Consider the following 23,322-nt stretch of genomic DNA (forward strand, 5'->3'; position numbering starts at 1 on the left):
GTAGCTGACGGTTCGTCAGATCGGCGCTACCGTGAGCGCCATGGACACCCAGGACGGCACCTTTCCGCTGATCATCTCCGTCGACGACCACACCGTGGAGCCGCCGGACGTCTGGCAGTCCCGCCTCCCGAAGAAGTACCTGGACACCGGGCCGCGGATAGTCCGCGCCCCGCTGAAGGAGATGAGCTTCCTCGGCGGCCGGTTCAAGCCCGTGATGGGCAGGGCCGGGGAGGACGGCCCCACGGGCGACTGGTGGATCTACGAGGACCTGCACCGCCCCCTCACCCGCCTCGACACCGCGGTCGGCTACAGCCGGGACGAGATCAAGCTGGAGGTGATCACGTACGAGCAGATGCGGGCGGGTTCGTACGACGTCCCGCAGCGGCTCGCCGACATGGACGTCAACCACGTCCAGTCCGCCCTCTGCTTCCCGACCTTCCCCCGGTTCTGCGGGCAGACCTTCACCGAGGCCAAGGACCGCGAACTGGCCCTGCTCTGCGTCCAGGCCTACAACGACTGGATGGTGGAGGAGTGGTGCGGCCCGCTGGCACAAGGCCGGCTGATACCCCTGATCCTCATCCCCCTGTGGGACGCCGGACTGGCGGCCGCGGAGGTCCGCCGCAACGCCGCCCGGGGCGTCCGCGCCGTCGCCTTCTCCGAGATCCCCCCGCACCTCGGGCTGCCCTCCGTGCACACCGACGACTGGGACCCCTTCCTCGCCGCCTGCGACGAGACCGGCACGGTCGTCGCCATGCACATCGGCTCCAGCAGCAGGATGCCCTCCACCTCCGCCGACGCCCCGCCGGCCGTCGGCTCCACGATCACCTTCGCCAACTGCTGCTTCTCGATGGTCGACTGGCTGATGAGCGGCAAGTTCGAGCGCTTCCCGAACCTGAAGGTGATGTACGCGGAGGGCCAGATCGGCTGGATCCCCTACATCCTGGAACGCGCCGACGTCGTCTGGGAGGAGAACCGCGCCTGGGGCGGCGTCGCCGACAAGGTCACCCGCCCGCCCTCCGAGCTCTTCGCCGAGCACGTCCACGGCTGCTTCTTCGACGACGCCTTCGGCCTGCGGAACCTCGACGCGATCGGCCTCGGCAACGTCCTCTACGAGACCGACTACCCGCACTCCGACTCCACCTGGCCGAAGTCCCGCGAGGTCGGCGAGGCCCAGATGGGCCACCTCGCCCCGGACGTGATCGAACGCATCGTCCGCGGCAACGCGATCGACCTGCTGGGCCTCACCCCGGAGGGCCTGTGGGGCGGTACGAGGTGACCGACTTCGGCATCCAGCTCCCCGTCCAGTCCCAGTCCACGATCTACGCCGAGGAGTGGGAGGCGGGCGCGGGCGCCGCGGACCTGGTCGAGATCGCCCGCGCGGTGGACCGGGCCGGCTTCGCCTACCTCGCCGTCTGTGACCACGTGGCGATCCCGCACCGGCTCGCCGCCGCCATGAGCACGGTCTGGTACGACCCGGTCGCCACCCTCGCCCACCTGGCCGCCGTCACCGAGCGGGTACGGCTGCTCAGCCACGTCGCCGTCGTCGGGCTGCGGCACCCCCTGCTCTCCGCCAAGCAGTACGCGACCCTCGACCACCTCTCCGGCGGCCGGCTGATCCTCGGGGTCGGGGCGGGGCACGTGCGGGAGGAGTTCGAGGCGCTGGGGGTGGACTTCGGGCAGCGGGGCGCGGTCCTCGACGAGGCGATCGACGCGCTGCGGGCCGCCCTCGGACCGGACGAGTTCCCCTCCCACCACGGGAAGTTCTACGACTTCGAGGGACTCGGGCAGCGGCCCCGGCCCGCGCAGCGCCGGGTACCGGTATGGGTCGGCGGGTCGTCACCGGCCGCCGTACGACGGGCCGCGCTCAAGGGCGACGGCTGGCTGCCGCAGGGCGACCCGAGGGACCGGCTGCCCGCCCAGATCGCCCGGCTGCGGCGGCTGCGCGAGGAGGCCGCCCGCGGCGGAGCCGCTCCGGGATGCGGCACGGAGCCACTGGTCATCGGCGCGATCGCCGAACCGCTGTACATCGGCACACCGCGCTGGGAGGTGGGCCGCCGCACCCTCACCGGCACCCCGGAGGCCCTCGCCGAGTCGCTGCGGGCCTACGGCGAGATGGGCGTGCACCAGGTCCAGGTGCGGTTCCGCAGCCGGAGCCGGGCCGAACTCATCGACCAGATAAGTGCGTTCGGGGCTGACATCGCGCCCCGGCTGAGCTGAGGAGCGGATGGCCATGGGCAAGCTGGACGGGCGGGTCGTCATCGTCACCGGGGCGGCGCGCGGACAGGGCGAGCAGGAGGCGCGGCTCTTCGTCGAAGAGGGCGCGAACGTGGTCGTGGCGGACGTGCTGGACGACCTGGGCGAGGCGCTCGCCAAGGAGATCGGGGCGCGCTACGTCCACCTGGACGTGGGTGTGGAGGAGGAGTGGCAGGCCGCCGTCACCGCCACGAAGCAGGCGTACGGCCGGCTCGACGGGCTGGTGAACAACGCGGGCATCCTGCGGTTCAACGCGCTCGTGGACACACCCCTCGACGAGTTCATGCAGGTCGTACAGGTCAACCAGGTCGGCTGCTTCCTGGGCATGAAGACGGTGGCGCCGGAGCTGGCCGACGGCGGGACCATCGTCAACACGGCGTCCTACACGGCACTGACGGGGATGGCCGCGGTGGGGACGTACGCCGCGACCAAACACGCGGTGCTCGGGCTCACCCGGGTCGCCGCGCTGGAACTGGCCGACCGCCGGATACGTGTCAACGCGATCTGCCCCGGCGCCATCGACACCGCGATGTCCAACCCGGCGCGGCTCGACCCCGCCGCCGACCCGGAGGAGATGAGCCGGGCCCTGGACGAGCTGTACCGCAAGCTGGTGCCGCTGGGCCGGATCGGGCGGGCGGAGGAGGTGGCCAGGCTGGCACTCTTCCTGACCTCGGACGACTCCTCGTACATCACCGGGCAGCCGTTCGTGATCGACGGGGGCTGGCTGGCCGGGGTCTCGGTAATCTGACGGGCCGTCAACTATTGACGGTGGCAGCGGCCGGTGCGACAGTCGGCCAACGAACGGTATCTGACGGAGCGTCAGGAAATTGGGACGGTGAACCGCCTTGGAATTCGGGCTCTTTGTACAGGGATACGTGGGCAAGCGAGCCGAGACCGACCCGCTGGCCGAGCACAAGGCACTGATGGAGGAGACCGAGTACGTCATCCAGGCGGACAGGTCCGGCTTCAAGTACGCCTGGGCCTCCGAGCACCACTTCCTCGACGAGTACTCGCACCTGTCGGCGAACGACGTCTTCCTGGGCTACCTGGCGCACGCGACGGACCGCATCCATCTCGGCTCCGGGATCTTCAACCCGCTCGCCCAGGTCAACCACCCCGTGAAGGTGGCCGAGAAGGTCGCCATGCTCGACCACCTCACCGGCAACCGGTTCGAGTTCGGCAGCGGGCGGGGAGCCGGGTCGCACGAGATCCTCGGCTTCCTGCCGGGCATCACCGACATGAACTACACCAAGGAGATCTGGGAAGAGACCATCGCCGAGTTCCCCAAGATGTGGCTCCAGGACGAGTACGCCGGCTTCCAGGGCAAGCACTGGCAGCTGCCGCCGCGCAAGGTCCTGCCGAAGCCGTACGGGAAGTCCCACCCGGCGATGTGGTACGCGGCGGGTTCGCCGCCGTCGTACGCCATGGCGGCGAGGAAGGGGCTCGGGGTCCTCGGCTTCAGCATCCAGAAGGTCTCCGACATGGAGTGGGTGCTGGAGCAGTACAAGACGGCGATCGTGAACGCGGAGCCGGTCGGTGACTTCGTCAACGACAACGTGATGGTGACGACGACGGCGATCTGTGCGCCGACGCACGACGAGGCGATCCGGATCGCCGCTGCCGGCGGCCTGCACTACCTCCCCTCGCTGGTGTTCCGCTACCACGACACGTTCCCGCGGCCCGAGGGCTTCCCGGTGTGGCCGGAGACGCTGCCCGAGTACACGCCGGAGTTCGTGGAGCTGCTCGTCGAGGAGGAGCTGCTGATCTGCGGGGATCCGGACGAGGTGCTGCGGCAGTGCAAGCGGTGGGAACAGGCGGGGGCGGACCAGTTGAGCTTCGGGCTGCCGGTGGGGGTGCCGAAGGAGGAGACGCTGCAGACGATCCGGCTGATCGGGGAGCACGTCATTCCGAAGATCGACACGGATCCCGTTCACCGGACGACCCGATTCCGGGGTGCCGCGTAATCGCCGCCGCGGGGTGCGGGACCGTCGTGGCTGGTCGCGCAGTTCCCCGCGCCCCTAGGTAGGCATGCCTCACGGACTCAAGGAGTCACCCCGTGTTCGATCACGTCATCAAAGGCGCGACCGTCGTCGACGGGACGGGCGCGCCCTCGTACACCGCCGACGTCGGGATACGTAACGGTCGTATCGCCGCCGTAGGGAAGATCGACGGCGAATCCCGTACCAGCGAGGACGCCGCCGGGCTCGTGCTCGCCCCCGGGTTCGTCGACCCCCACACCCACTACGACGCGCAGCTCTTCTGGGACCCGTACGCGACGCCCTCCCTCAACCACGGGGTCACCACGGTCGCCGCCGGGAACTGCGGTTTCACCCTCGCGCCCCTGAAGCCGGGGGACGCCGACTACACGCGCCGGATGATGTCCAAGGTCGAGGGGATGTCGCTGGTCGCGCTGGAGGAGGGGGCACCCTGGAACTGGCGTGGCTTCGGGGAGTACCTGGACGCGCTGGAGGGGCGGATCGCCGTCAACGCCGGGTTCATGGTCGGGCACTGTGCCCTGCGCCGGTACGTGATGGGTCCGGACGCGGTCGGCGGCCAGCCCAGCGAGGAGCAACTGGTACAGATCGTGCGGCTGTTGCACGAGGCCATGGACGCGGGGGCGTGGGGCTTCTCCACCACCCAGTCCTCCACCCACTCGGACGGCGACGGACAGCCGGTCGCCTCCCGGCACGCCCGCCCGAAGGAGCTGCTGGCCCTCTCGCGGGCCGTCGGGGAGCACGAGGGGACGCAGATCGAGGCGATCGTCGCCGGCTGCCTCGACCAGTTCAGCGACGCCGAGATCGAGCTGTTCGCCGAGATGAGCGCGGCGGCCGGGCGGCCCCTGAACTGGAACGTGCTGACCGTCGACGCCGCCGTGCCGGAGCGGGTGCCGCGGCAGCTCCAGGCCAGTGAGCGGGCCCGGAAGGCGGGCGGCCGGGTGGTGGCGCTGACCATGCCCATCCTCACCCCGATGAACATGTCGCTCGGCACCTTCTGCGCGCTGAACCTGATCCCCGGGTGGGGGCCGATCCTCGGGCTGCCGGTCCCGGAGCGGATCGAGAGGCTCCGGGACCCGGACGTACGCGCCCGGATGCTGGAGCGCGCCCACTCGAAGGAGGCCGGCGTCTTCCGGCGGCTCGCGAACTTCGGGCGGTACGTCATCGGCGACACCTACAGCGCGGCCAACGCCGGGCTGTCGGGCCGGGTGGTCGAGGACATCGCGGCGGAGCGCGGGCTGGACCCCTTCCACTGCCTGGTCGAGATCTGCGCGGCCGACGGACTCCGTACGGTCCTGTGGCCCATGCCCACCGACAACGACCCCGCCTCCTGGGCGCTGCGCGCCGAGACCTGGCAGCACGAGGACGTGCTGCTCGGCGGGTCCGACGCGGGGGCGCACCTGGACCGGATGTGCGGGGCGCCGTACACGACCCGGTTCCTCGGCGACTGTCTGCGCGGCCGCCGGCTGCTCGGCCTGGAACAGGCGGTGAAGATGCTGACCGACGATCCCGCCCGGCTCTTCGGGCTGCGGGAGCGGGGCCGGATCGCGGAGGGCTGGCATGCGGACCTCGTGCTCTTCGACCCGGAGCGGATCGCCGCCGGACCGGCCACCCTGGTGCACGACCTGCCGGGAGACAGCCCCCGCCTGGACTCGAAGGCGATCGGGGTACGGGCGGTCTGGGTGAACGGGGTCGAGGCCATCCGCGACGACGTGGTCAGCGGGACGGTACCCGGGAAGGTGCTGCGGTCCGGTCGGGACACCAGGACGGTGAGCACCCGGTGAGCGATGCGGCGGACGGGCAGCGGCTGTTCGTCGGGGGACGCTGGGTGGACCCCGGCGGCGGGCACTACGCGGTCGTCGACCCGGCGACCGAGGGCACCGTCGGCTGGGCTCCCGAGGCCTCCGGGGAGCAGGTCCTGGCCGCCTGCGCGGCCGCCCGGGAGGCCTTCGACGGCTGGTCACGGACACCGGCGCCGGAACGGGCCGCGGTCCTCGGCCGGGCCGCCGACATCATCCGCGCCCGGCTGAAGGAGCACGCCGACCTGGCCCGGGCGGAGACCGGCGCGACCACCGGGACCGCCCGGGCGATGCAGGTGGGGGTGGCGGCGGCCCGGTTCCGGCGGTACGCCACCGTGGAGCCCGCCGAGTGGGCGATCCCGCCGCAGATCAACGAGGCCGGGCCGATGGGGAAGGCCGGGGTGATGGGTGCGCTGGCCGTGCGCCAGCCGGTGGGCGTGGTCAGCTGCATCACGTCGTACAACAACCCCTGGGCGAATCCGGCGGGCAAGGTCGCGCCCGCGCTGGCCATGGGCAACACGGTGGTGGTCAAACCGGCCCCGCAGGACCCGCTCTCCGTCTACCGCATGGCGGAGGCACTGGAGGCGGCGGGCGCCCCGCCGGGCGTGGTGAACGTCGTCTCCGGCCGGGCGGCCGGCGTCGGCGAGACGGCCGTGGCCTCGCCCGACGTCGACATGGTGAGCTTCACCGGGTCCACGGCCGTCGGGCAGCGCATCGCCGAGGTGTGCGGGCGGGACATGAAACGGCAGCTGATGGAGTTGGGCGGGAAGGGCGCGGCGGTCGTCTTCGCCGACGCGGACGTCGGCTCGGCGGTGGCGGGCATCGGCACCACCTTCTCCTTCTACAGCGGACAGATCTGCACGGCACCCACCCGGGTGCTGGTGCAGCGGCCGCTGTACGACCGGCTGGTGGAGCAACTCGCGGCCTACGCCGACCGGTTGACGGTGGGTGACCCGGCGGCGCCGGACACGGTGGTCGGACCGCTGATCACGGCCGAACACCGGGCGCGGGTCGAGTCGTACGTCGAACTCGCCGGGAAGGAGGGCGCGACGGTGGTGACGGGCGGCGAACGACCCGGCCTGGAAAGGGGGTTCTACCTCAGGCCCGCGGTGCTCGCCGACTGCCGTAACGACATGCGGGCCGCCCGCGAGGAGATCTTCGGCCCGGTCGTCGCCGTCATCCCCTTCGACGAGGAGGAAGAGGGCATCGCCCTCGCCAACGACTCCGACTACGGCCTCATCGACTACGTCTGGTCGGGGGACGTGGCCCGCGCCTTCCGGGTGGCGCGGCGGCTGAGGGCGGGGGGCGTAGGGATCAACACCGTCGGGCGGAACATGGAGGCCCCCTTCGGCGGGTTCAAGAAGAGCGGGGTGGGCCGGGACGTCGGCTCGTACGCCCTGCACGCCTACAGCGAGGTCCAGGCCATCGTCTGGCCGGGATGAGGGGACCGGTCGGCGACGGGCCGCTACTCCTGCCGTGTGGTCCGCGCGGCGGGGTGTGCCGGGAGACGGTCGGCGTGCCGTAGAAAGGCGGGGCGGGTTGCCGACTGCGGGAGGACGTCTTGCCGAGTACTGATCCGATCCTGGTCACCGGTGCCGCCGGCGGCGTCGGGGGTGTGGGCGGGAGGGTCCTCACGCAGCTGCGCCGACACGGGTTGCCGGTCCGGGCCCTCGTCCACCACGACGACGACCGTGCCACCGCGCTGCGGGCCCTCGACGGCGTCGAGGTGGTCGTCGGTGACCTCACGCGGGGGGCGGACGTGGTGGCGGCCCTGGAGGGGTGCCGCAGGGCCTACTTCGGGATGAGCCCGTCGCCCGACTACCTGGAGGCCACGGCGACCGTGGCGGCGGCGGCCCTTGCGGGCGGGCACCTCGAACTGCTGGTGCACATGTCACAGATGACCGTCTCCCAGATGAGCCTCACCAGCAGCGCGGAGTCGCACCAGCAGCGGCTGCACTGGCTGTGCGAACACGTCCTCAACTGGTCCGGGCTGCCGGTCGTCCACGTCCGGCCGACGGTGTTCATGGAGAACCCGCTCTTCGGCATGCTCGCCGTGGCCTCCGTCCGCCGTGACGGCACCATCCGTCTCCCCTTCGGCACCGCACGCACCTCGCCGGTGGCCGCCGGCGACGTGGCCGCGGTGGTCGCCCGACTGCTGCTCGACCCCGCGCCGCAGGCCGGCCGGGTCTACGAACTGACCGGCGCAGCCTCCCGGGACATGACCGCGATCGCCGCCGAGATCTCCGAGGCGCTGGGACGCACCGTGACGTACGTCGACGTGCCGTACGACGAATGGGTCGAGCACGACCTCGAGCCGCTGGGCCTGACGCCGCATCTCTTCGACCACATCGCCACGATGGCCCGGCTGCACGGGGAGAACCGCTACGACCGGGCGACCGACGACGTGACGGAGCTCCTGGGCCGCCCGCCGTCGGGCTTCGACAGCATGCTGGAAGCCGTGCCGGGACTGCGGGCGGGGCAGGGGTAGCCGCCGGGGCGGCAGGGGCGCGGGCCCGGCGGCCGGCCCCGGTGACCCTTCAGCCGTCCAGGTCCACCCGCACCGTCAGGAGGTTCGTCCCGAGCAGCCGTACGGCGGTGCTGTTGCCCCGGGGCAGCGTGCGCAGGCGGGCCACCGGGTCGTCGTCCGGCATGAGGTGGGCGGTGCCCGCGTGCCACTTCCCCCCGATGCGGACCCGCACCCGGGGGTCGGCCTTGATGTTGCGGACGTACTGCGAGTGCTCGCCGAACTCCGACACCAGCCAGAAGGCCCCGCCGACCCGCCGGCCGCCCAGCGGCGTACGGCGGGGCAGCCCCGAGCTGCGCCCGGTGGTCTCCAGGAGGGTCTGGAAGGGCATCAGGCGCGTGAGCGGGTTGGCGATGTGCCGCTGGAAGGCGGTGGTGGCGCGGAATCGGGCGTCGGTGGGGCGGGACATGGTCCGTGCGACTCCTCATGGTTGCTGCCGTGGCTGCCTTTGCGTCCATGGTCCCCGACACGCACGCGAGGTGCTTGCGGCATCGGGAAACCGGGTGGCCGCCGACGCCGTCTCTCATGCCGACAGCAGGCATTTTTGTCGGAGGCACCGATGGCCCTGGTCGGCCTGTTCTGAACACGGAGGGCGGCGTCGCCCCGGCCGCCGCCTGCACCGGCACCGACCAGGTGTCGGTGCCGTACTCCGCGACGTACGCGTTCTCCAAGGCGACCGTGTGACCTGGTCGCTGAGATCGACCCGGGGCGTCAGCAGCTGCCTCCCCAGCGCCGCAGGGTCTGGAAGGGGAGCAGCCGGGTCACGGGGTTGGCGACGTGTCGCTGAAAGGCGGTGGGCATACGGAATCCGCGGTCCGACATGGTTCCTCGGTTTCCTCTTCTGCCGCCCTTCGGCGCCGGTGTCCTCTTCGATGGCTCTCGTGCTTCCCCGACGAGAGACGGTGGGTCCGTGCGGATCATGACCTGGAACCTGTGGTGGCGCTTCGGGCCCTGGGCGGAACGGCAGAAGGCGATCCTCGCCGTGCTGCGTGAGCTGCGGCCGGACGTGGTCGGCCTCCAGGAGGTGTGGGCGGCCGACGGCGAGAACCTCGCCGGGTGGCTCGCCGGTGAACTCGGTCTGCACTGGGCCTGGGCCGCCTCCCCGGCCTCCGAGCGCTGGCAGCGGCGGATCGGGGAGCCGGGCACCGAGATCGGCAACGCGGTGCTCAGCCGCTGGCCGGTGGTGGAGAGTGCGGTGCTGCACCTGCCGGCGCCACCGGAACTCGACGACGGCCGCCTGGCTCTCTACGCCCGCCTCGCCGCCCCCGCCCACCAGGTGCCCTTCTTCACCGTCCACCTGACCTCACAACTGCACCTGTCGGCCGTACGCACCGAACAGGTCACTGCTCTGGCCGAGTTCGTCGCCGCCCACCGTGCGGGCACCGACTTCCCGCCCGTCGTCACCGGTGACTTCAACGCCTGGCCGGACTCCGACGAGATCCGCCGGTTCGGCGGGGTCCGCACCGCGCCTGTCGTACCCGGCCAGGTCTTCTTCGACGCCTGGGAGTACGCCGACCCGGCCGCCCTCTCCGCCACCTGGGACAACACCAACCCGTACGTCCCCCCGGGCCTCGGCCCCAGCGTCCGCGTCGACTACATCCACGTCGGCGCACCGGCCGGCCCCGGCGGCATCGGGACGATCAAGGGGGTGCGACGGGCCGGGGACGGGCCGGTCGACGGGGTGTGGTCGTCGGACCATGCGGCGGTCGTCGCGGATCTGGCCGACGGTGGACCCGCGGGCTCACCGTCCGTCGGATGACTTCAGCAGACCGAGAAGGGCACCGGTGGGCTTCTATCTGCCCAGGAAGATCGGGTTCGTCAGGGCCGCCAGGGCGCCGGGTACCGGGCCCGCCGCCGTCTCGTGGCGCAACTCCGCGCGGACGTACGCCGCGTACTGCGGGGTCGTCCGCCACTCGACCACGCCCGAGCCGGTCACCGGGAGCGGGTCGCTGGTCAGCAGGACGCCCTCGTCGGTGATGAAGCGGACGGTGCAGCGCGGCACCCCGGAGGCCTCCAGGCGGACGGTCACCGAGGTGTCGGCGGCCACCTCCAGCCGCTCGCCGATCCCGGCCTGCTCGCCGCGCCCGCCCGTCGCCGTGAAGCTCACCTTCACGTTCTTCGACTCGGCGATGTAGGAGCGGCCCGCGCGCAGGCCCTCCTGGATGGCCTCACGGCTCAGGTCGTCGGCGAGGACGACGGTCTGGGGCACGCCGACGGGGTCCGGGTCGCGGTGCGCGTCGCTGTTGCCCATCGCCGGCAGCCACTGCTTGTTGTCGCGCACCGAGGCGACCAGCGTGGCGTCCCAGGCGGACAGGGCCACCTCGTCGTCGGGGGTGTAGGGGCCGTTCCACACCTCGACCGCGTCCGCGTCCCCGAACCCGAACTTCCAGGCGCAGCCCACGCACGTGGCGTGCGGATGCGCCGGTACGACCAGACCGCCGGCCTTGTGGATCTGGTGCGCGAACTTCCCGAACCGGTTGTCGCGGGCCCGGTAGCGCCAGTCGACGAAGGTCCCGGGGTCGGTGCCGAGGGCGACGACGTGGCCGTTGCGGGTGGTGATCTCCTCGCCGAGCATGATCAGCAGGTCGTCGCCGGCCTGGTCCGCCCAGTGCGCGTGCGAGGAGTGCGTGTTGTGGTCCGAGGAGTTGATGAAGTCCAGGCCGGCGGCACGGGCCAGCGCAGCGATCTCGGCCGGGGTGCGGCGGCCGTCGGAGTACCAGGAGTGCAGGTGGCAGTCGCCCCGGTACCAGTCCCGGCCCCGGCCCTTGGCCCGCTCGGGCGGGTACACCGGGCGGACGGGGGTGCCGGGCTCGCCGTACGTCAGCGTGATCGTCAGCTCGTAGGTCAGGCCCTGCGGGGCCACCGTGTAGGGGCCGAGGGCGACATACCAGGTGCCGGCGTGGACCGGGCCGGGGAGGTAGCCGGGGGTCGCGTCGTCGGCACGGACGAAGAACTCTGTGCGCGCCCCGCCCGACCAGCCCCGGAAGCCCTTGCCGCCCAGCTCGGTGCCGTGCTGGTCGAAGAGGCCGATGTCGAGCGCGTTGCCCGTGGTGCCGGCCGGGACGGCCGGCAGGTCGTAGGTGTAGGCGACCTTGAGCTCGCGGACGCCGGCGGGGACCTCGACCGGGACGTACACGAAGTCCGGGCAGCCGGGCGGCAGCGTGCCGCGTACCGTCTTCGTCTCCTGAGTCCCCTGGCCCTGACCGTCCGCCGCTGCGAAGCTCACGGTTCCCAACGTAAGGGCTGCCGCCGCCCCCGTCACGAACAGTGCGCGTCTGCCGATGCCGTGCGTGTCCTCACCCATGCCGGTGACTCTCCTCTCCTGACGTGAACTCCCATGGAAGGACAGGGAATCCACAGGCATCCTTATGTCATGCGCATAGCCGTGTGAAAGACGGGGCGCGTGATGCCGACCAGTCGGTATGGACATATCGCGCCACCCCCGGTACAGATGGCCCATGCGTATAGCCGTCACGATCTTCCTCACCGACGAGACCATCACCCCCGTCCGGCTCGCCCGTGAGCTGGAGGCACGCGGTTTCGCCGGGCTGTACCTGCCCGAGCACACGCACATCCCGGTCGAACGGACCACCCCGTACCCGGCCGGCGGCGACCTGCCCCGCGAGTACGGCCGTACCCTCGACCCCTTCGTCGCCCTCGGCCAGGCAGCCGCCGTCACCGAGCGCCTCGGCCTCGGCACCGGCATCACCCTGGTCGCCCAGCACGACCCGATCGACCTCGCCAAGCAGATCGCCACCCTCGACCACCTGTCCGGCGGCCGCTTCACGCTCGGCGTCGGCTTCGGCTGGAACGTCGAGGAGGCCGCGGACCACCGCGTGGCCTGGCGGACGCGGCGGGAGCTGTCCCGGGACCGGATGGCTCTGATGCGGGCGCTGTGGGCGGACGAACCGACCGCCTACGAAGGAGAGTTCGGGAGCGTACGGGCGTCGTCGGCGTATCCCAAGCCCGTCCAGAAACCGCGCGGCCCGGTCGCCGGCCCCCGCACGCTGATCGGCGGGGCGGCGGGGCCGAAGCTGTTCGCCCACATCGCGGAGTACGCCGACGGGTGGATGCCGATCGGGGGCCGCGGGCTGTCGGAGTCGATGCCGGTCCTGCGGGGCGTGTGGGCCGACGCGGGGCGGGATGCGGCCGCGCTCCAGGTCGTCCCGTACGCCGTCTTCCCGACCCCTGGCAAGCTCGCGCACTACGCCGCACTGGGCATCGAGGAGGTCGTGGTGCAGTTGCCTCCGGCGGGGGAGGCCGAAGTACTGGGGGCATTGGACGGTTACGCGGAGTACCTCTGAGCGGGTTGCGGACTGTCCGCCGGATCGGGGTGGTGGGCGGCTGCGGGTCGGGGGTGATCGCTCGCGCAGTTCCCCGCGCCCCTGAAAGAGGGGGCGCTGCAGCGAGCGCCTCCTCAGGGGCGCGGGGCTGTATCGATCCGCGGCTGCCGCCGCGTCGGCGCGACCAGCCACAACGCAGCGACACCCGGCAACGCACCGCAGCCCATTCCCGGAACCCCCGTCCCGGCTGAACCGGCGGAGCCCTCCGTATGCTCGAAGAATGACGACTTCCGCGAGTCCCGGAACCGGCGGCCCCACCGAGAACTCCATGCGTCGCGCCCTCAAACGCGCCCGGGACGGCGTCGCCCTCGACGTCTCCGAGGCCGCCGTGCTGCTCCAGGCGCGCGGCGCGGCGCTCGACGACCTCGCCGCGTCGGCCGCCCGGGTGCGCGACGCCGGTCTGGAACAGGCGGGCCGCCCGGGCGTCATCACGTACTCGAAGAGCGTCTTCATCCCCCTCACCCGCCTGTGCCGCGACAAGTGCCACTACTGCACGTTCGTGACCGTCCCCGGCAAGCTCCGCCGGGCCGGACACGGGATGTTCATGTCCCCGGACGAGGTCCTCGACGTGGCCCGCAAGGGCGCGGCCCTCGGCTGCAAGGAAGCCCTGATCACCCTCGGCGACAAGCCGGAGGACCGCTGGCCGGAGGCGCGCGAGTGGCTCGACGCGCACGGTTACGACGACACGATCGCCTACGTCCGGGCCATCTCCATCCGGATCCTGGAGGAGACCGGCCTGCTGCCGCACCTCAACCCGGGCGTGCTGTCCTGGACCGACTTCCAGCGGCTGAAGCCGGTCGCCCCGTCCATGGGCATGATGCTGGAGACGACGGCGACCCGTCTGTGGTCCGAGCCGGGCGGGCCGCACCACGGCTCCCCCGACAAGGAACCCGCCGTCCGGCTGCGGGTCCTGGAGGACGCGGGCCGTTCCTCGGTGCCGTTCACCTCGGGGATCCTGATCGGCATCGGCGAGACGTACGAGGAGCGGGCCGAGTCCCTCTTCGCGCTGCGCCGTGTCGCCCGCTCGTACCACGGCGTCCAGGAACTGATCATCCAGAACTTCCGCGCCAAGCCGGACACGGCGATGCGCGGGATGCCGGACGCCGAGCTGGACGAACTGGTCGCGGCGGTCGCGGTGGCCCGGCTCGTCATGGGTCCGGCCGGCAACATCCAGGCGCCGCCCAACCTCGTCGACAGCGAGTACGAGCGCCTGATCGCGGCCGGTATCGACGACTGGGGCGGGGTCTCCCCGCTCACCATCGACCACGTCAACCCGGAACGCCCCTGGCCGCAGATCGAGGAACTGGCGGCGAAATCGGCGGCCGCCGGCTTCCAGCTGCGGGAACGTCTCTGCGTGTACCCGGAGTTCGTCCGCCGCGGCGAGCCCTGGCTGGATCCGCGGCTGCGCCCGCACGTGGCCGCGCTGGCCGACCCGGAGACCGGCCTGGCGGTCCCGGACGCGGTGGTCGAGGGGCACCCGTGGCAGGAGCCGGAGGAGGTCTTCGTCGCGACCGGCCGCACCGATCTGCACACCACCATCGACACCGAGGGCCGTACCGGCGACCGCCGTGACGACTTCGACGAGGTGTACGGCGACTGGGGCGCCCTCCGCGAGGCGGCCGCCCCCGGCATGGCGCCCGAGCGCATCGACACGGACGTCCGCCAGGCCCTGGCGACCGCGGCCGACGACCCCACGAAGCTGACCGACGACGAGGCCCTCGCCCTGTTCCACGCGGACGGCCCGGCGCTGGACGCGCTGACCCGGATCGCCGACGACGTCCGCAGGGCCGCGGTCGGCGACGACGTCACCTACATCGTCACCCGCAACATCAACTTCACCAACGTCTGCTACACCGGGTGCCGGTTCTGCGCCTTCGCCCAGCGCCGCACCGACGCCGACGCCTACACCCTCTCCCTGGACCAGGTCGCCGACCGGGCCCAGCAGGCGTGGGACGTCGGCGCGGTCGAGGTCTGCATGCAGGGCGGCATCCACCCGGACCTGCCCGGCACGGCGTACTTCGACATCGCGAAGGCGGTGAAGGAGCGGGTCCCCGGCATGCACGTGCACGCCTTCTCGCCGATGGAGGTGGTGAACGGCGCGACGCGCACCGGCATGTCGATCCGGGAGTGGCTGACCGCCGCGAAGGAGGCGGGCCTGGACACCATCCCCGGGACGGCCGCCGAGATCCTCGACGACGAGGTGCGCTGGGTCCTGACCAAGGGCAAGCTGCCCACCGCCACCTGGATCGAGGTCGTCACGACCGCCCACGAGGTGGGCATCCGCTCCTCGTCCACGATGATGTACGGCCATGTCGACCAGCCCCGGCACTGGCTGGGCCACCTGCGCACCCTGGCCCGCATCCAGCAGCGGACCGGCGGCTTCACGGAGTTCGTGACCCTGCCCTTCATCCACACCAACGCCCCCGTCTACCTGGCGGGCATCTCGCGGCCCGGCCCGACCATGCGCGACAACCGCGCGGTGACGGCGATGGCCCGTCTCCTGCTCCACCCCTACATTCCGAACATCCAGACAAGCTGGGTGAAACTGGGCGCGGAGGGTGCGGCGGAGATGCTCCGCTCGGGCGCGAACGACCTGGGCGGCACGCTGATGGAGGAGACGATCTCGCGGATGGCGGGCTCGTCGTACGGCTCGTACAAGTCGGTACGGGACCTGATCGCCGTGGCCGAGGCGGCGGGCCGTCCGGCGAAGCCGCGCACGACGCTGTACGGCGAGGTGCCGGAGGAGCGCCGACGGGCGGCGGAGGCGTCCGACGGCCACCTGCCGGAGCTGCTGCCGGTGCTGGACTGACTGGCCTGAGTGGACGGGGGAGCGGACGGAGCGGGCGGGCAGCGCACAGTACGATGATCCGACCCCTGTGCGAATACGTGGGGCCCTCATAACGGAGGAGATGCGTACCCGTGGCTGCCCGACTGCTGCCCTCCTGGGTCTGGGTCACCGGTCTGACGGCCGGGGCGACGGTGGCCGTCGTCTTCCTCGCCCTACAGGCCGACAAGGGGCCGCACCCCACGGCCGCGGCGGTCCGCCCGTCGGCGAGCGCGTCGGCGGGCGCCCACCCCTCCGCGTCCCCGAAGGCCCCCGCCGTGCCGGCCGCCTCCGGCACGGGCCGCCGTATCGTCTACTCGCTCGGCGACAAGCGGGTGTGGACGGTCGACGCGAGCGACAAGGCGACCCGCACGTTCACGGTGTGGCCGGGGACGGTGAGCCCCGACCCCGGCACGTACACGATCTCCAGGACCCTGGCGGCCACGACCGGCTCGGACGGCGTCCAGATCGAGCACATCCTCTACTTCGCCGCGAAGTCGGGCCTGTCGATCGCCTTCTCCAACGCGGTCGACGGCTCCTCCCCGCCGCCCGCGGCGGGCAAGCAGACCAGCGGCATCCGCATGCACAAGGCGGACGGCGCGGCCCTGTGGACGTTCGGTACGGAACCGAACACCAAGGTGACGGTGGTCAAGTAGCCCTCGGTGGCCGTCGGACCCGTCAGGAGATGGCCCGCAGTCCCGGGGCCGGGAGCCGGCGGAGTCGCTCGACGGCCTCCCCCGTCGACTCGTCCGCGGGCAGCAGGACGACCAACTGCTGGGCGTCCTCGGTGAGTTCGAGGGTCTCGCGGCGCAGCCGGAGTTCGGGGCCGGCCGGGTGGGCGAGGCGGAGGACGCCGCGTTTCGGGATCATGTGCCGGCTGAGGCGCCGGGTGAACTCGGCCCCGGCGACCGGGGCGAGTTCGGTCGTGAACCACTCGGAGTTCTCGACGGACGGCCCGAGCCGGATGTCGAAGGCCTGCTCGTCCGCGACGTCCTCCCAGTCGGGGAAGAGGGCGCGGGCGCGGGGATCGGTGAAGACGTACCGGGTGAGGTTCGGGACGTCGTCGGCGTCGAGCAGTCCGGTTCCGCCCATCACCGCCTCGAAGGCGCCGGTGCGGGCGAGGATGTCGCCGAGCCGGTTGGTGACCAGGGCGAGGCCGGGTTCGAGGAGGCGAAGCGTCTCCCGGACGGTGGGCCGTACTGATCGGAAGCGTGCGGGAGGGCCGGTTCGGGCCGGTGGTGGCCGAGTGGGTGGCCGAACAGGCGCGCACGCACGGTGGCTTCGACGTGGAGGTCGTGGACATGGCCGCCTACGACCTCCCCCTCGCGCTCCCCGCGGAGTCACCGAAGCACGCGGGCGACGCCTACCGCCGCCCGTCCGGGATGCGGTGCCTGACGGCGGCCCTGGCGGCGGCGGACGCGTTCGTGATCGTCACCCCCGAGTACAACCACAGCTACCCGGCGGCGCTGAAGGCCACCATCGACTGGCACTTCGACCAGTGGACGGCGAAGCCGGTCGCGTCCGTGAGTTACGGCGGCGCGGCGGGCGGCCGGCACGCGGTGCTGCACCTGGAGAACGTGCTGACGGAACTCCACGCGGTGACCGTCCGGGACGGCCTGGCCTTCCCGAACTACTTCACCGCGTGGCAGGACGGCCGCCCGGTGGACGCCGGGACGGCGGGCTACGCCAAGGTCCTGCTGGATCAACTGGCTTGGTGGACGGCCACCCTGCGCGCGGGCCGCGAGGCGGCGCCCTATCCCTCCTGATCCGAAGGACTCAGCTGTACGACGACGAGCGCGATCCCGGTGAGCACCAGGACCCGGGTCGCCGCGTCGAGACCGTTCCAGGTCTTGGACTGCCACATGGAGAACCACTCACCGCCGATGGCGATGAACCCGGCGCCGAAGAGCAGCACGAGCATCAGCAGACCGTAGGTCGACAGGCGCCGCGCACGGCCGTTGTCGCGCCGGAACCACAGCGCGGTCCCGGCGACGAGCACGAGCGCGGCGACGGTCTCCCACACGATGATGGCGACGTAGGCGGTGTTCTGCAGCCCTCTGTCGGTGATGGCCCGCCACATCAGGTCGTCGTCCTTGAACGTCGTGTCCATGGCCAGCACATGCTGGACGAACGCCTGATTGGTGCCGAAGTCGGTGATGTTCCCCAGGGCGACGAGGGCGATGTAAAGAGCGACGGTACCGGTGAGAAGGGCAGCGGCAAGCGAGAGCGCACGAGGCGCGTGGGAGGTGGACATGCCACCGTCCTTCCCCGCCGCGCCGATTCACACCCTCCCCCCGGGGCCTCTGCCAGACTTGGTGTGAACCGGCGGCGGGGGTGGTGCGGATGGGGTCGACACGGCCGTCGACGCAGAAGCTGATCGGAAGGCGCCGGAGGGCCGGGTTCGTCGGACGGGTCGAGGAGCGGGCCGCGTTCCGGCGGAACCTCGACCTGCCGCCCGAGGACGAGCGGCACCGCTTCCTCTTCCACGTGCACGGCGACGCCGGGGTCGGGAAGACCTTCCTGGTACGGGAGTTGGAGCAGATCGCCCGGGAGGCCGGGCAGTTGCCGCCCCACCTCCCGAGAGTTCGACATCCTCGGAGGCCGCGGCTTCATCAGTTTTTGCCCGTACCGCGCCACGAGTGTGTGTACGTGTGCAACGTCACCTGGTACGGCTGACGCCCGCCGCGTCGCCTGACCAACCCCGCCCACCTCCCCCACCCGGCCGAAAACCGGCCACTTGGGACCACACAACCCACACTTCGCATACCTAACTGCCCCCTGAGCGGACCGTTCCCGGTCGATTACAGTGCTGGCTGTCGTACGTACGGACGGTGCCCGTGAGGAGGTCATGGTGGGTGCGACAGTGGGTGCCGTCTGGGGTCGTGCCGAGCAGCAGGACTTCCGGAGCCGGGTGCGGGGATCCCTCCTCGGTACGGCCGTGGGGGACGCGCTCGGCGGGCCCGTCGACGGGATGACGCTGGAGGAGATCCGGGCGGCCTACGGGCCCGAGGGGCTGGTCGATCTCGGGTACGGGTACGGGCGGCGCGGGACCGTGACGCATCACACCCAGCTGACCCTGTTCACCGTGGACGGATTGATAAGAGCCCAGGTGAGACGGGATACCGGCGCCTGGCATCCGCCCACCGACCTGCATCGCGCCTATCTGCGGTGGGCGGCCACCCAGCGGGACTGGGGCCCGGACGAGCGCCGCAAGGAGGACGGGTGGCTGGCCCGGGAGGAGTGGCTGTACGCCCGGCGGGACCCGACGCGGTCGCTGCTGATCGGGCTCGGGGACGAGACCATGGGGACCCTGGAGTCGCCGAAGAACCCTGACGACATGGGGCCGGAGGCCGTCGCCCGGTCCGCGCCGTTCGGACTGCTCGTCGGCTGGGAGCCGCAGCTCGTCGTCCAGCTGGCCGTGGAGTGCGCGGCGCAGACCCACGGCCATCCGACCGCCTGTCTGTCCGCGGGCGCGTACGCCGTGATCGTGCACGCGCTGGCCCGCGGGGACTCGCTGGACGGGGCCGTGCAGCGGGCGCTGGCCCTGCTCGCCGCGAGACCCGGGCACCAGCCTGTCTCGGACGCGTTGCAGCACGCGCTCGGCGCCGTACGGCAGGGGATGCCCTCCCCGGCCCGGGTCGAGGAGCTGACCGGGGACGGGGCGGCGGACGGGACGCTCGCCGCGGCCGTGTACTGCGCCCTCGTGGGTGAGGACGTACGGCACGGGCTGAGCCTCGCCGTCAACCAGGCCGGGCCCTCCGCGGTCGCCGGCGCGCTCACCGGCGGTCTGCTCGGCGCCCTGCACGGCGAGACGGCCCTCCCGCCGGCCTGGGTGGCCGAACTGGAGGGCCGTCCTACGATCCTCGAACTCGCCGACGACTTCGCGATGGAGATGACCCAGGGGCCGGCCCTGCACAGCCCGGCGGGCGCGGCCCCCGGCTGGCTGGCCCGCTACCCGCGGGGCGCCTGAGCCGGCCGGGCCCAGGCCCCGTCAGCAGGCCCGGCGGCCGTCGGCCCAGGCACCGTCAGAGGGCCCGTCGGCCGTCGGCCCGCCCCAGGGGCCGTCGGTCAGTCCCGCAGGACCTCCCCGCCGCCCGCCGGAGCCTGGGCCTGGGCCGGTACCGGGGCCGTCGCCGCCGCGCTGTCCCCGTCCGTGTTCACCGTCTCGATGATCGCGAGCCGCTCCGGGGTGTCCTCCGGCTTCAGGTAGCCGATGAGGATGTACAGGACCAGGGAGACCGCCAACGGCACGGACACCTGGTACTGGAGCGGTACGCCGCCGTCGACGTTCCAGTTGATCGGGTAGTTGACCAGCCAGAAGGCCAGCAGGCCCGCCGCCCAGCTGGTGAGCGCGGCCGTCGGACCGGAGCGGCGGAACGGACGGAGCAGACCCAGCATCATCGGGATCGCGATCGGGCCCATCAGACCGGCCACCCACTTGATGACCACGGTGATGATGTCCTTGAACGTGGGCGAGTTGACCTGGGTGGCCACCGCCATGGACAGGCCGAGGAAGACCACCGTCGTCACCCGGGCCGCGATCAGGCCGGAGCGCTCGCTCCAGGACCGGGCCCGCGACGACAGCACCGGCGCCACGTCACGGGTGAAGACGGCCGCGATCGCGTTGGCGTCCGAGGAGCACATCGCCATCGTGTGGGAGAAGAAGCCGACGACGACCAGGCCCAGCAGACCGTGGGGGAGGAGCTGTTCGGTCATCAGGCCGTAGGAGTCGGAGCCGTCCGGCTTCTGGGCGTGGACGAGAAGGGGCGACATCCACATGGGGAAGAACAGGACCACCGGCCAGATCAGCCACAGGGCCGCGGAGAGGCGGGCACTGCGCTCGGCCTCCCTGGGGCCGGCCGTCGCCATGTAGCGCTGGGCCTGGTTGAGCATGCCGCCGTTGTACTCGAAGAGCTTGATGAAGAGGAAGGCGAGCAGGAAGACCGTGCCGTAAGGGCCCACCAGCGGCTTGCCGTGGCCGTGCAGGGCCGGCTGGTCGAAGGCGTCGAAGAAGCCGATGCCCTTGTCGTTCAGCTTCAGGACGACGGCGACGAACATCGAGACGCCGGCCAGCAACTGGATGATGAACTGGCCCAGTTCGGTCAGCGCGTCCGCCCACAGGCCGCCGATCGTGCAGTAGACCGCGGTGATCGCGCCGGTGATGAGGATGCCCTGGTTGAGGGAGACACCCGTGAACACCGACAGCAGGGTCGCGATCGCGGCCCACTTGGCGGCCACGTCCACGATCTTCAGCAGCATGCCGGACCAGGCCAGCGCCTGCTGCGTGGACAGGTTGTAGCGGTTCTTCAGGTATTCGAGCGGCGACGCCACGTGGAGGCGGGAGCGGAGCCGGTTGATGCGCGGCGCGAACAGCTTGGAGCCGATCGCGATGCCCAGCGCGATCGGGAAGGACCAGGTGACGAACGACGTCACGCCGTAGGTGTAGGCGATGCCCGCGTAGCCGGTGAACATCACCGCGCTGTAGCCCGACATGTGGTGCGAGATGCCGGAGAGCCACCAGGGCATCTTTCCGCCGGCCGTGAAGAAGTCGCTGACGTTGTCCACGCGCTTGTGCGACCAGACGCCGATCGCGACCATCACGCCGAAGTAGCCGATGAGCACGGCCCAGTCGAGCCCGTTCATGTGCCCCCCTTCCAGGGTCCGCCTTCTGAACTCCGCTCAGCTGGCTGGCACTTCGCATAAGCGGAGTGGGGACGGGGAAGGCCGCGAAGTGCCCGCTCATCGTGGGTTCGGTTACGCGGGCACGACAAGCGGGCGTATGGTCAAGGGACAGTAAAATCGTTCGCCTCACTGACCTTGGTTCATGTGCATGAACAACCTGGCGCGATCCGAATGGCCGGAACCAGTGCCTCAGCGCATCAGCTCCCCCGCGTTGACCAGCAGCGACTGCCCCGTGATGGCCCGCGCCCGGTCCGACGCCAGGAACACCGCCGCGTCCGCCACGTCCCCGTCCGTCGCCAGCTCCGGCAACGCCATCCGCCCCGTCAGCCGCCCCAGCACCTCGTCCTCCGGCACCCCCTCCGTGTGAGCCGTGAACTGCATGTACGCCTGCACCGGCGGCCCCCACATCCAGCCCGGCAGGACCGTGTTGACCCGGATCCGGTACGGCCCCAGCTCCCGCGCCAGCGAGTACATCGCGCTGGTCAGCGCCCCCTTCGAGGCGGCGTACGCGGCCTGCCTCACCTGCGAGGGCGCGGCGACGGCCGACTGCGTCCCGACGAAGACCACCGAGCCGCCGCCCGCCGCCTTCAGTGCCGGCAGGCAGGCCCGGGTCATCCGCAGCGTGCCCAGCAGGTTCACGTCGACCACCGACGCCCAGGTCGCGAAGTCCGCGTCCTCGACCCCGCCGAAGTAGGAGTCCCACGCGGCCACGTGCACCACCGCGTCGATGGACCCGAACCGCTCCCGGGCCAGCGCCGCCAGCGCCTCGCACTGGCCCTCGTCGGTGATGTCGGTGGGGCGGTACGCGGTCCGGCCGCCCTCGGGGTCGATCCCGGCCGCGCTCTTGACGAGGTTCGCCTCGGTCCGCGCACCGAGCACGGCGTTCCCGCCGTCCCGTACGACGGCCGCCGCCACCTGGTGCCCGAGCCCGGCGCCGACCCCCGAGACGACGACCGTCTTGCCCATCAGCAGTGACATCGATGACCTCCCGGCTCTGGCGCTTTATCTGACGGAGCGTCAGAGTATGGGCGAGCGCAGGCGGAAGGAAGGGAAGGCGCATGAGCGAGGACACGCGAAGCGATGTGTACGCCGAACTGGCCGCGGTCGGCCCGTACGGCGTCCGCCCCGGCCACGCCCTCATCACCATGGTCGAGCCGCACCCCGGCCACGAGTACGCGTACAACCGCTGGTACGAGGACGACCACTACTACGCCGGCGCCATGGCCATGCCCTGGATGTACGCGGGCCGCCGCTGGGTCGCCACCCGCGATCTGCAGCTCCTGCGCTACCCCGAGAAGTCGGCGATCGCCCAGCCCGTCACCACCGGCTGCTACCTCTCCGTCTACTGGATCACCGACGGCCGCTACGCCGACCACATGAAGTGGACGGTCGCCGTCAACCGGCGCCTGAACCGGGACGCGCGGGTCTACCAGGACCGCACCCACGTCTTCACGGCGTTCCAGGACCACGAGGCCACGGTGTACCGGGACGGGGCGGCCGGCCCCCGCGACTTCCACGCCCTCGACCACCCGTACGCCGGGCTGGTGGTGCAGGTCATCGACAGCGAGTCGCCCGAGCAGCGGGCCGAACTGCTGGAGTGGCTGCGCGGCCGGCACCTGCCGAAGCGGCTCGCGGGTTCACCGACGGCGATGGTCACGGTGTTCCGCCCGACGCCGCTGCCCGGCGACCGGATGACGTACGTGAAGCAGGTGGAGGGCGTCGACACTCGGCTGACGCTGCTGTGGTTCCTGGAGAGCGACCCGAGGGAGTGCTGGGACGCCCGCTTCACCGGGCTGGACGAGGACGTGGCCGGGTCCGGGCTGGGCAGGGTGGAACTGGTGGCCCCGTTCCTACCGACGGTGCCGGGCACGGACCGCTACGTGGCGGAGCTGCGCGACTGACC

21 protein-coding genes and 1 pseudogene are annotated in these 23,322 nt (G+C 71.6%); 16 read left to right on the top strand and 6 right to left on the bottom strand.

Annotated features, from left to right (window positions below):
• Positions 1–40 precede the first annotated feature (40 nt).
• The 7 genes from ACZ4N4_RS34930 to ACZ4N4_RS34960 all read left to right on the top strand — a co-directional run bounded on the left by ACZ4N4_RS34930 (position 41) and on the right by ACZ4N4_RS34960 (position 8,534).
• Complete coding sequence (locus ACZ4N4_RS34930; RefSeq protein WP_467596376.1) at positions 41–1,276, top strand: amidohydrolase family protein; 1,236 nt, start codon at positions 41–43, stop codon at positions 1,274–1,276.
• Positions 1,258–2,217 (top strand): LLM class F420-dependent oxidoreductase, encoded by a 960-nt coding sequence (locus ACZ4N4_RS34935; RefSeq protein WP_453565369.1) that lies wholly within the window; start codon positions 1,258–1,260, stop codon positions 2,215–2,217. Before ACZ4N4_RS34930 ends, ACZ4N4_RS34935 begins: the two co-directional genes overlap by 19 nt.
• A gap of 13 nt (positions 2,218–2,230) precedes the next feature.
• The gene (locus ACZ4N4_RS34940) at positions 2,231–3,001 is read left to right on the top strand and encodes an SDR family NAD(P)-dependent oxidoreductase (protein ID WP_467596379.1); all 771 of its coding nucleotides are present in this window, start codon (positions 2,231–2,233) and stop codon (positions 2,999–3,001) included.
• A 97-nt stretch (positions 3,002–3,098) separates the two neighbouring features.
• Positions 3,099–4,217, top strand: coding sequence for an LLM class flavin-dependent oxidoreductase (locus tag ACZ4N4_RS34945; RefSeq protein ID WP_453565364.1), 1,119 nt, complete (start codon positions 3,099–3,101; stop codon positions 4,215–4,217).
• 92 nt (positions 4,218–4,309) lie between these two features.
• Positions 4,310–6,031 (top strand): N-acyl-D-amino-acid deacylase family protein, encoded by a 1,722-nt coding sequence (locus tag ACZ4N4_RS34950; protein ID WP_467596383.1) that lies wholly within the window; start codon positions 4,310–4,312, stop codon positions 6,029–6,031.
• Positions 6,028–7,488, top strand: a complete 1,461-nt coding sequence (locus ACZ4N4_RS34955; RefSeq protein ID WP_467596386.1) for an aldehyde dehydrogenase family protein — start codon at positions 6,028–6,030, stop codon at positions 7,486–7,488. Before ACZ4N4_RS34950 ends, ACZ4N4_RS34955 begins: the two co-directional genes overlap by 4 nt.
• A gap of 119 nt (positions 7,489–7,607) precedes the next feature.
• Positions 7,608–8,534 (top strand): NmrA family NAD(P)-binding protein, encoded by a 927-nt coding sequence (locus ACZ4N4_RS34960; protein ID WP_467596389.1) that lies wholly within the window; start codon positions 7,608–7,610, stop codon positions 8,532–8,534.
• Positions 8,535–8,583: 49 nt separating this feature from the next.
• Here ACZ4N4_RS34960 and ACZ4N4_RS34965 read toward each other — a convergent pair whose 3' ends face one another.
• Positions 8,584–8,979: a nitroreductase/quinone reductase family protein gene (locus ACZ4N4_RS34965; protein ID WP_467596392.1), complete on the bottom strand. Its 396-nt coding sequence runs from the start codon at positions 8,977–8,979 to the stop codon at positions 8,584–8,586.
• 116 nt (positions 8,980–9,095) lie between these two features.
• Between ACZ4N4_RS34965 and ACZ4N4_RS34970 the strand changes: the two genes are divergently transcribed.
• Complete coding sequence (locus tag ACZ4N4_RS34970; RefSeq protein WP_467596395.1) at positions 9,096–9,254, top strand: hypothetical protein; 159 nt, start codon at positions 9,096–9,098, stop codon at positions 9,252–9,254.
• A gap of 235 nt (positions 9,255–9,489) precedes the next feature.
• Positions 9,490–10,329 (top strand): endonuclease/exonuclease/phosphatase family protein, encoded by an 840-nt coding sequence (locus tag ACZ4N4_RS34975; RefSeq protein WP_467596498.1) that lies wholly within the window; start codon positions 9,490–9,492, stop codon positions 10,327–10,329.
• Positions 10,330–10,362: 33 nt separating this feature from the next.
• Here the strand turns inward: ACZ4N4_RS34975 and ACZ4N4_RS34980 are convergent, their stop codons facing one another.
• Positions 10,363–11,874 (bottom strand): CehA/McbA family metallohydrolase, encoded by a 1,512-nt coding sequence (locus tag ACZ4N4_RS34980; RefSeq protein WP_467596398.1) that lies wholly within the window; start codon positions 11,872–11,874, stop codon positions 10,363–10,365.
• Between the two features lie 154 nt (positions 11,875–12,028).
• On the opposite strand from ACZ4N4_RS34980, the gene ACZ4N4_RS34985 reads away from it, so the two are divergent.
• From ACZ4N4_RS34985 to ACZ4N4_RS34995, 3 genes are all read left to right on the top strand, one after another.
• On the top strand, positions 12,029–12,874 hold the full coding sequence (locus ACZ4N4_RS34985) for an LLM class F420-dependent oxidoreductase (protein ID WP_467596400.1): 846 nt from the start codon (positions 12,029–12,031) through the stop codon (positions 12,872–12,874).
• Between the two features lie 259 nt (positions 12,875–13,133).
• Positions 13,134–15,722 carry a bifunctional FO biosynthesis protein CofGH gene (locus ACZ4N4_RS34990; protein ID WP_467596402.1) on the top strand — a complete coding sequence of 863 codons (2,589 nt, stop codon included), beginning with the start codon at positions 13,134–13,136 and terminating at the stop codon, positions 15,720–15,722.
• 110 nt (positions 15,723–15,832) lie between these two features.
• On the top strand, positions 15,833–16,393 hold the full coding sequence (locus tag ACZ4N4_RS34995; protein ID WP_467596405.1) for a hypothetical protein: 561 nt from the start codon (positions 15,833–15,835) through the stop codon (positions 16,391–16,393).
• 22 nt (positions 16,394–16,415) lie between these two features.
• Here the strand turns inward: ACZ4N4_RS34995 and ACZ4N4_RS35000 are convergent.
• Positions 16,416–16,970 (bottom strand): annotated as a pseudogene (locus tag ACZ4N4_RS35000) (MmyB family transcriptional regulator); the annotation flags it as partial.
• Here ACZ4N4_RS35000 and ACZ4N4_RS35005 point away from each other — a divergent pair.
• Complete coding sequence (locus tag ACZ4N4_RS35005) at positions 16,949–17,503, top strand: NADPH-dependent FMN reductase (protein ID WP_467596407.1); 555 nt, start codon at positions 16,949–16,951, stop codon at positions 17,501–17,503. The pseudogene ACZ4N4_RS35000 and the gene ACZ4N4_RS35005 overlap by 22 nt on opposite strands.
• On the opposite strand, the gene ACZ4N4_RS35010 is transcribed toward ACZ4N4_RS35005, so the two are convergent.
• Positions 17,491–17,991 carry a DUF2165 domain-containing protein gene (locus ACZ4N4_RS35010; RefSeq protein ID WP_453565337.1) on the bottom strand — a complete coding sequence of 167 codons (501 nt, stop codon included), beginning with the start codon at positions 17,989–17,991 and terminating at the stop codon, positions 17,491–17,493. The two genes, ACZ4N4_RS35005 and ACZ4N4_RS35010, sit on opposite strands and share 13 nt — an antisense overlap.
• Before the next feature lie 89 nt (positions 17,992–18,080).
• Here ACZ4N4_RS35010 and ACZ4N4_RS35015 point away from each other — a divergent pair, with 89 nt between their 5' ends.
• The gene (locus ACZ4N4_RS35015; protein ID WP_467596410.1) at positions 18,081–18,413 is read left to right on the top strand and encodes an ATP-binding protein; all 333 of its coding nucleotides are present in this window, start codon (positions 18,081–18,083) and stop codon (positions 18,411–18,413) included.
• 175 nt (positions 18,414–18,588) lie between these two features.
• Complete coding sequence (locus ACZ4N4_RS35020; RefSeq protein ID WP_453565595.1) at positions 18,589–19,707, top strand: ADP-ribosylglycohydrolase family protein; 1,119 nt, start codon at positions 18,589–18,591, stop codon at positions 19,705–19,707.
• A 98-nt stretch (positions 19,708–19,805) separates the two neighbouring features.
• Here ACZ4N4_RS35020 and ACZ4N4_RS35025 read toward each other — a convergent pair whose 3' ends face one another.
• Both ACZ4N4_RS35025 and ACZ4N4_RS35030 read right to left on the bottom strand, forming a co-directional pair.
• Positions 19,806–21,380 (bottom strand): sodium:solute symporter family protein, encoded by a 1,575-nt coding sequence (locus tag ACZ4N4_RS35025; protein ID WP_467596414.1) that lies wholly within the window; start codon positions 21,378–21,380, stop codon positions 19,806–19,808.
• Positions 21,381–21,608: 228 nt separating this feature from the next.
• Positions 21,609–22,397 carry an SDR family oxidoreductase gene (locus ACZ4N4_RS35030; RefSeq protein WP_467596417.1) on the bottom strand — a complete coding sequence of 263 codons (789 nt, stop codon included), beginning with the start codon at positions 22,395–22,397 and terminating at the stop codon, positions 21,609–21,611.
• An 80-nt stretch (positions 22,398–22,477) separates the two neighbouring features.
• Between ACZ4N4_RS35030 and ACZ4N4_RS35035 the strand changes: the two genes are divergently transcribed.
• Complete coding sequence (locus tag ACZ4N4_RS35035) at positions 22,478–23,320, top strand: hypothetical protein (protein WP_453565330.1); 843 nt, start codon at positions 22,478–22,480, stop codon at positions 23,318–23,320.
• The last annotated feature ends 2 nt before the right edge of the window (positions 23,321–23,322 follow it).

Source organism: Streptomyces sp. NPDC026538 (assembly GCF_055567535.1).

Excerpts from the sequence above, each read along its gene's own strand:
- ACZ4N4_RS34930 (WP_467596376.1), top strand. The coding sequence starts at position 41 with ATGGACACCCAGGACGGCACCTTTCCGCTGATCATCTCCGTCGACGAC.
- ACZ4N4_RS34940 (WP_467596379.1), top strand. The coding sequence starts at position 2,231 with ATGGGCAAGCTGGACGGGCGGGTCGTCATCGTCACCGGGGCGGCGCGC.
- ACZ4N4_RS34965 (WP_467596392.1), bottom strand. The coding sequence starts at position 8,979 with ATGTCCCGCCCCACCGACGCCCGATTCCGCGCCACCACCGCCTTCCAG.
- ACZ4N4_RS34970 (WP_467596395.1), top strand. The coding sequence starts at position 9,096 with ATGCCGACAGCAGGCATTTTTGTCGGAGGCACCGATGGCCCTGGTCGG.
- ACZ4N4_RS34975 (WP_467596498.1), top strand. The coding sequence starts at position 9,490 with ATGACCTGGAACCTGTGGTGGCGCTTCGGGCCCTGGGCGGAACGGCAG.
- ACZ4N4_RS34980 (WP_467596398.1), bottom strand. The coding sequence starts at position 11,874 with ATGGGTGAGGACACGCACGGCATCGGCAGACGCGCACTGTTCGTGACG.
- ACZ4N4_RS34985 (WP_467596400.1), top strand. The coding sequence starts at position 12,029 with ATGCGTATAGCCGTCACGATCTTCCTCACCGACGAGACCATCACCCCC.
- ACZ4N4_RS34990 (WP_467596402.1), top strand. The coding sequence starts at position 13,134 with ATGACGACTTCCGCGAGTCCCGGAACCGGCGGCCCCACCGAGAACTCC.
- ACZ4N4_RS35010 (WP_453565337.1), bottom strand. The coding sequence starts at position 17,991 with ATGTCCACCTCCCACGCGCCTCGTGCGCTCTCGCTTGCCGCTGCCCTT.
- ACZ4N4_RS35015 (WP_467596410.1), top strand. The coding sequence starts at position 18,081 with ATGGGGTCGACACGGCCGTCGACGCAGAAGCTGATCGGAAGGCGCCGG.
- ACZ4N4_RS35025 (WP_467596414.1), bottom strand. The coding sequence starts at position 21,380 with ATGAACGGGCTCGACTGGGCCGTGCTCATCGGCTACTTCGGCGTGATG.
- ACZ4N4_RS35030 (WP_467596417.1), bottom strand. The coding sequence starts at position 22,397 with ATGTCACTGCTGATGGGCAAGACGGTCGTCGTCTCGGGGGTCGGCGCC.
- ACZ4N4_RS35035 (WP_453565330.1), top strand. The coding sequence starts at position 22,478 with ATGAGCGAGGACACGCGAAGCGATGTGTACGCCGAACTGGCCGCGGTC.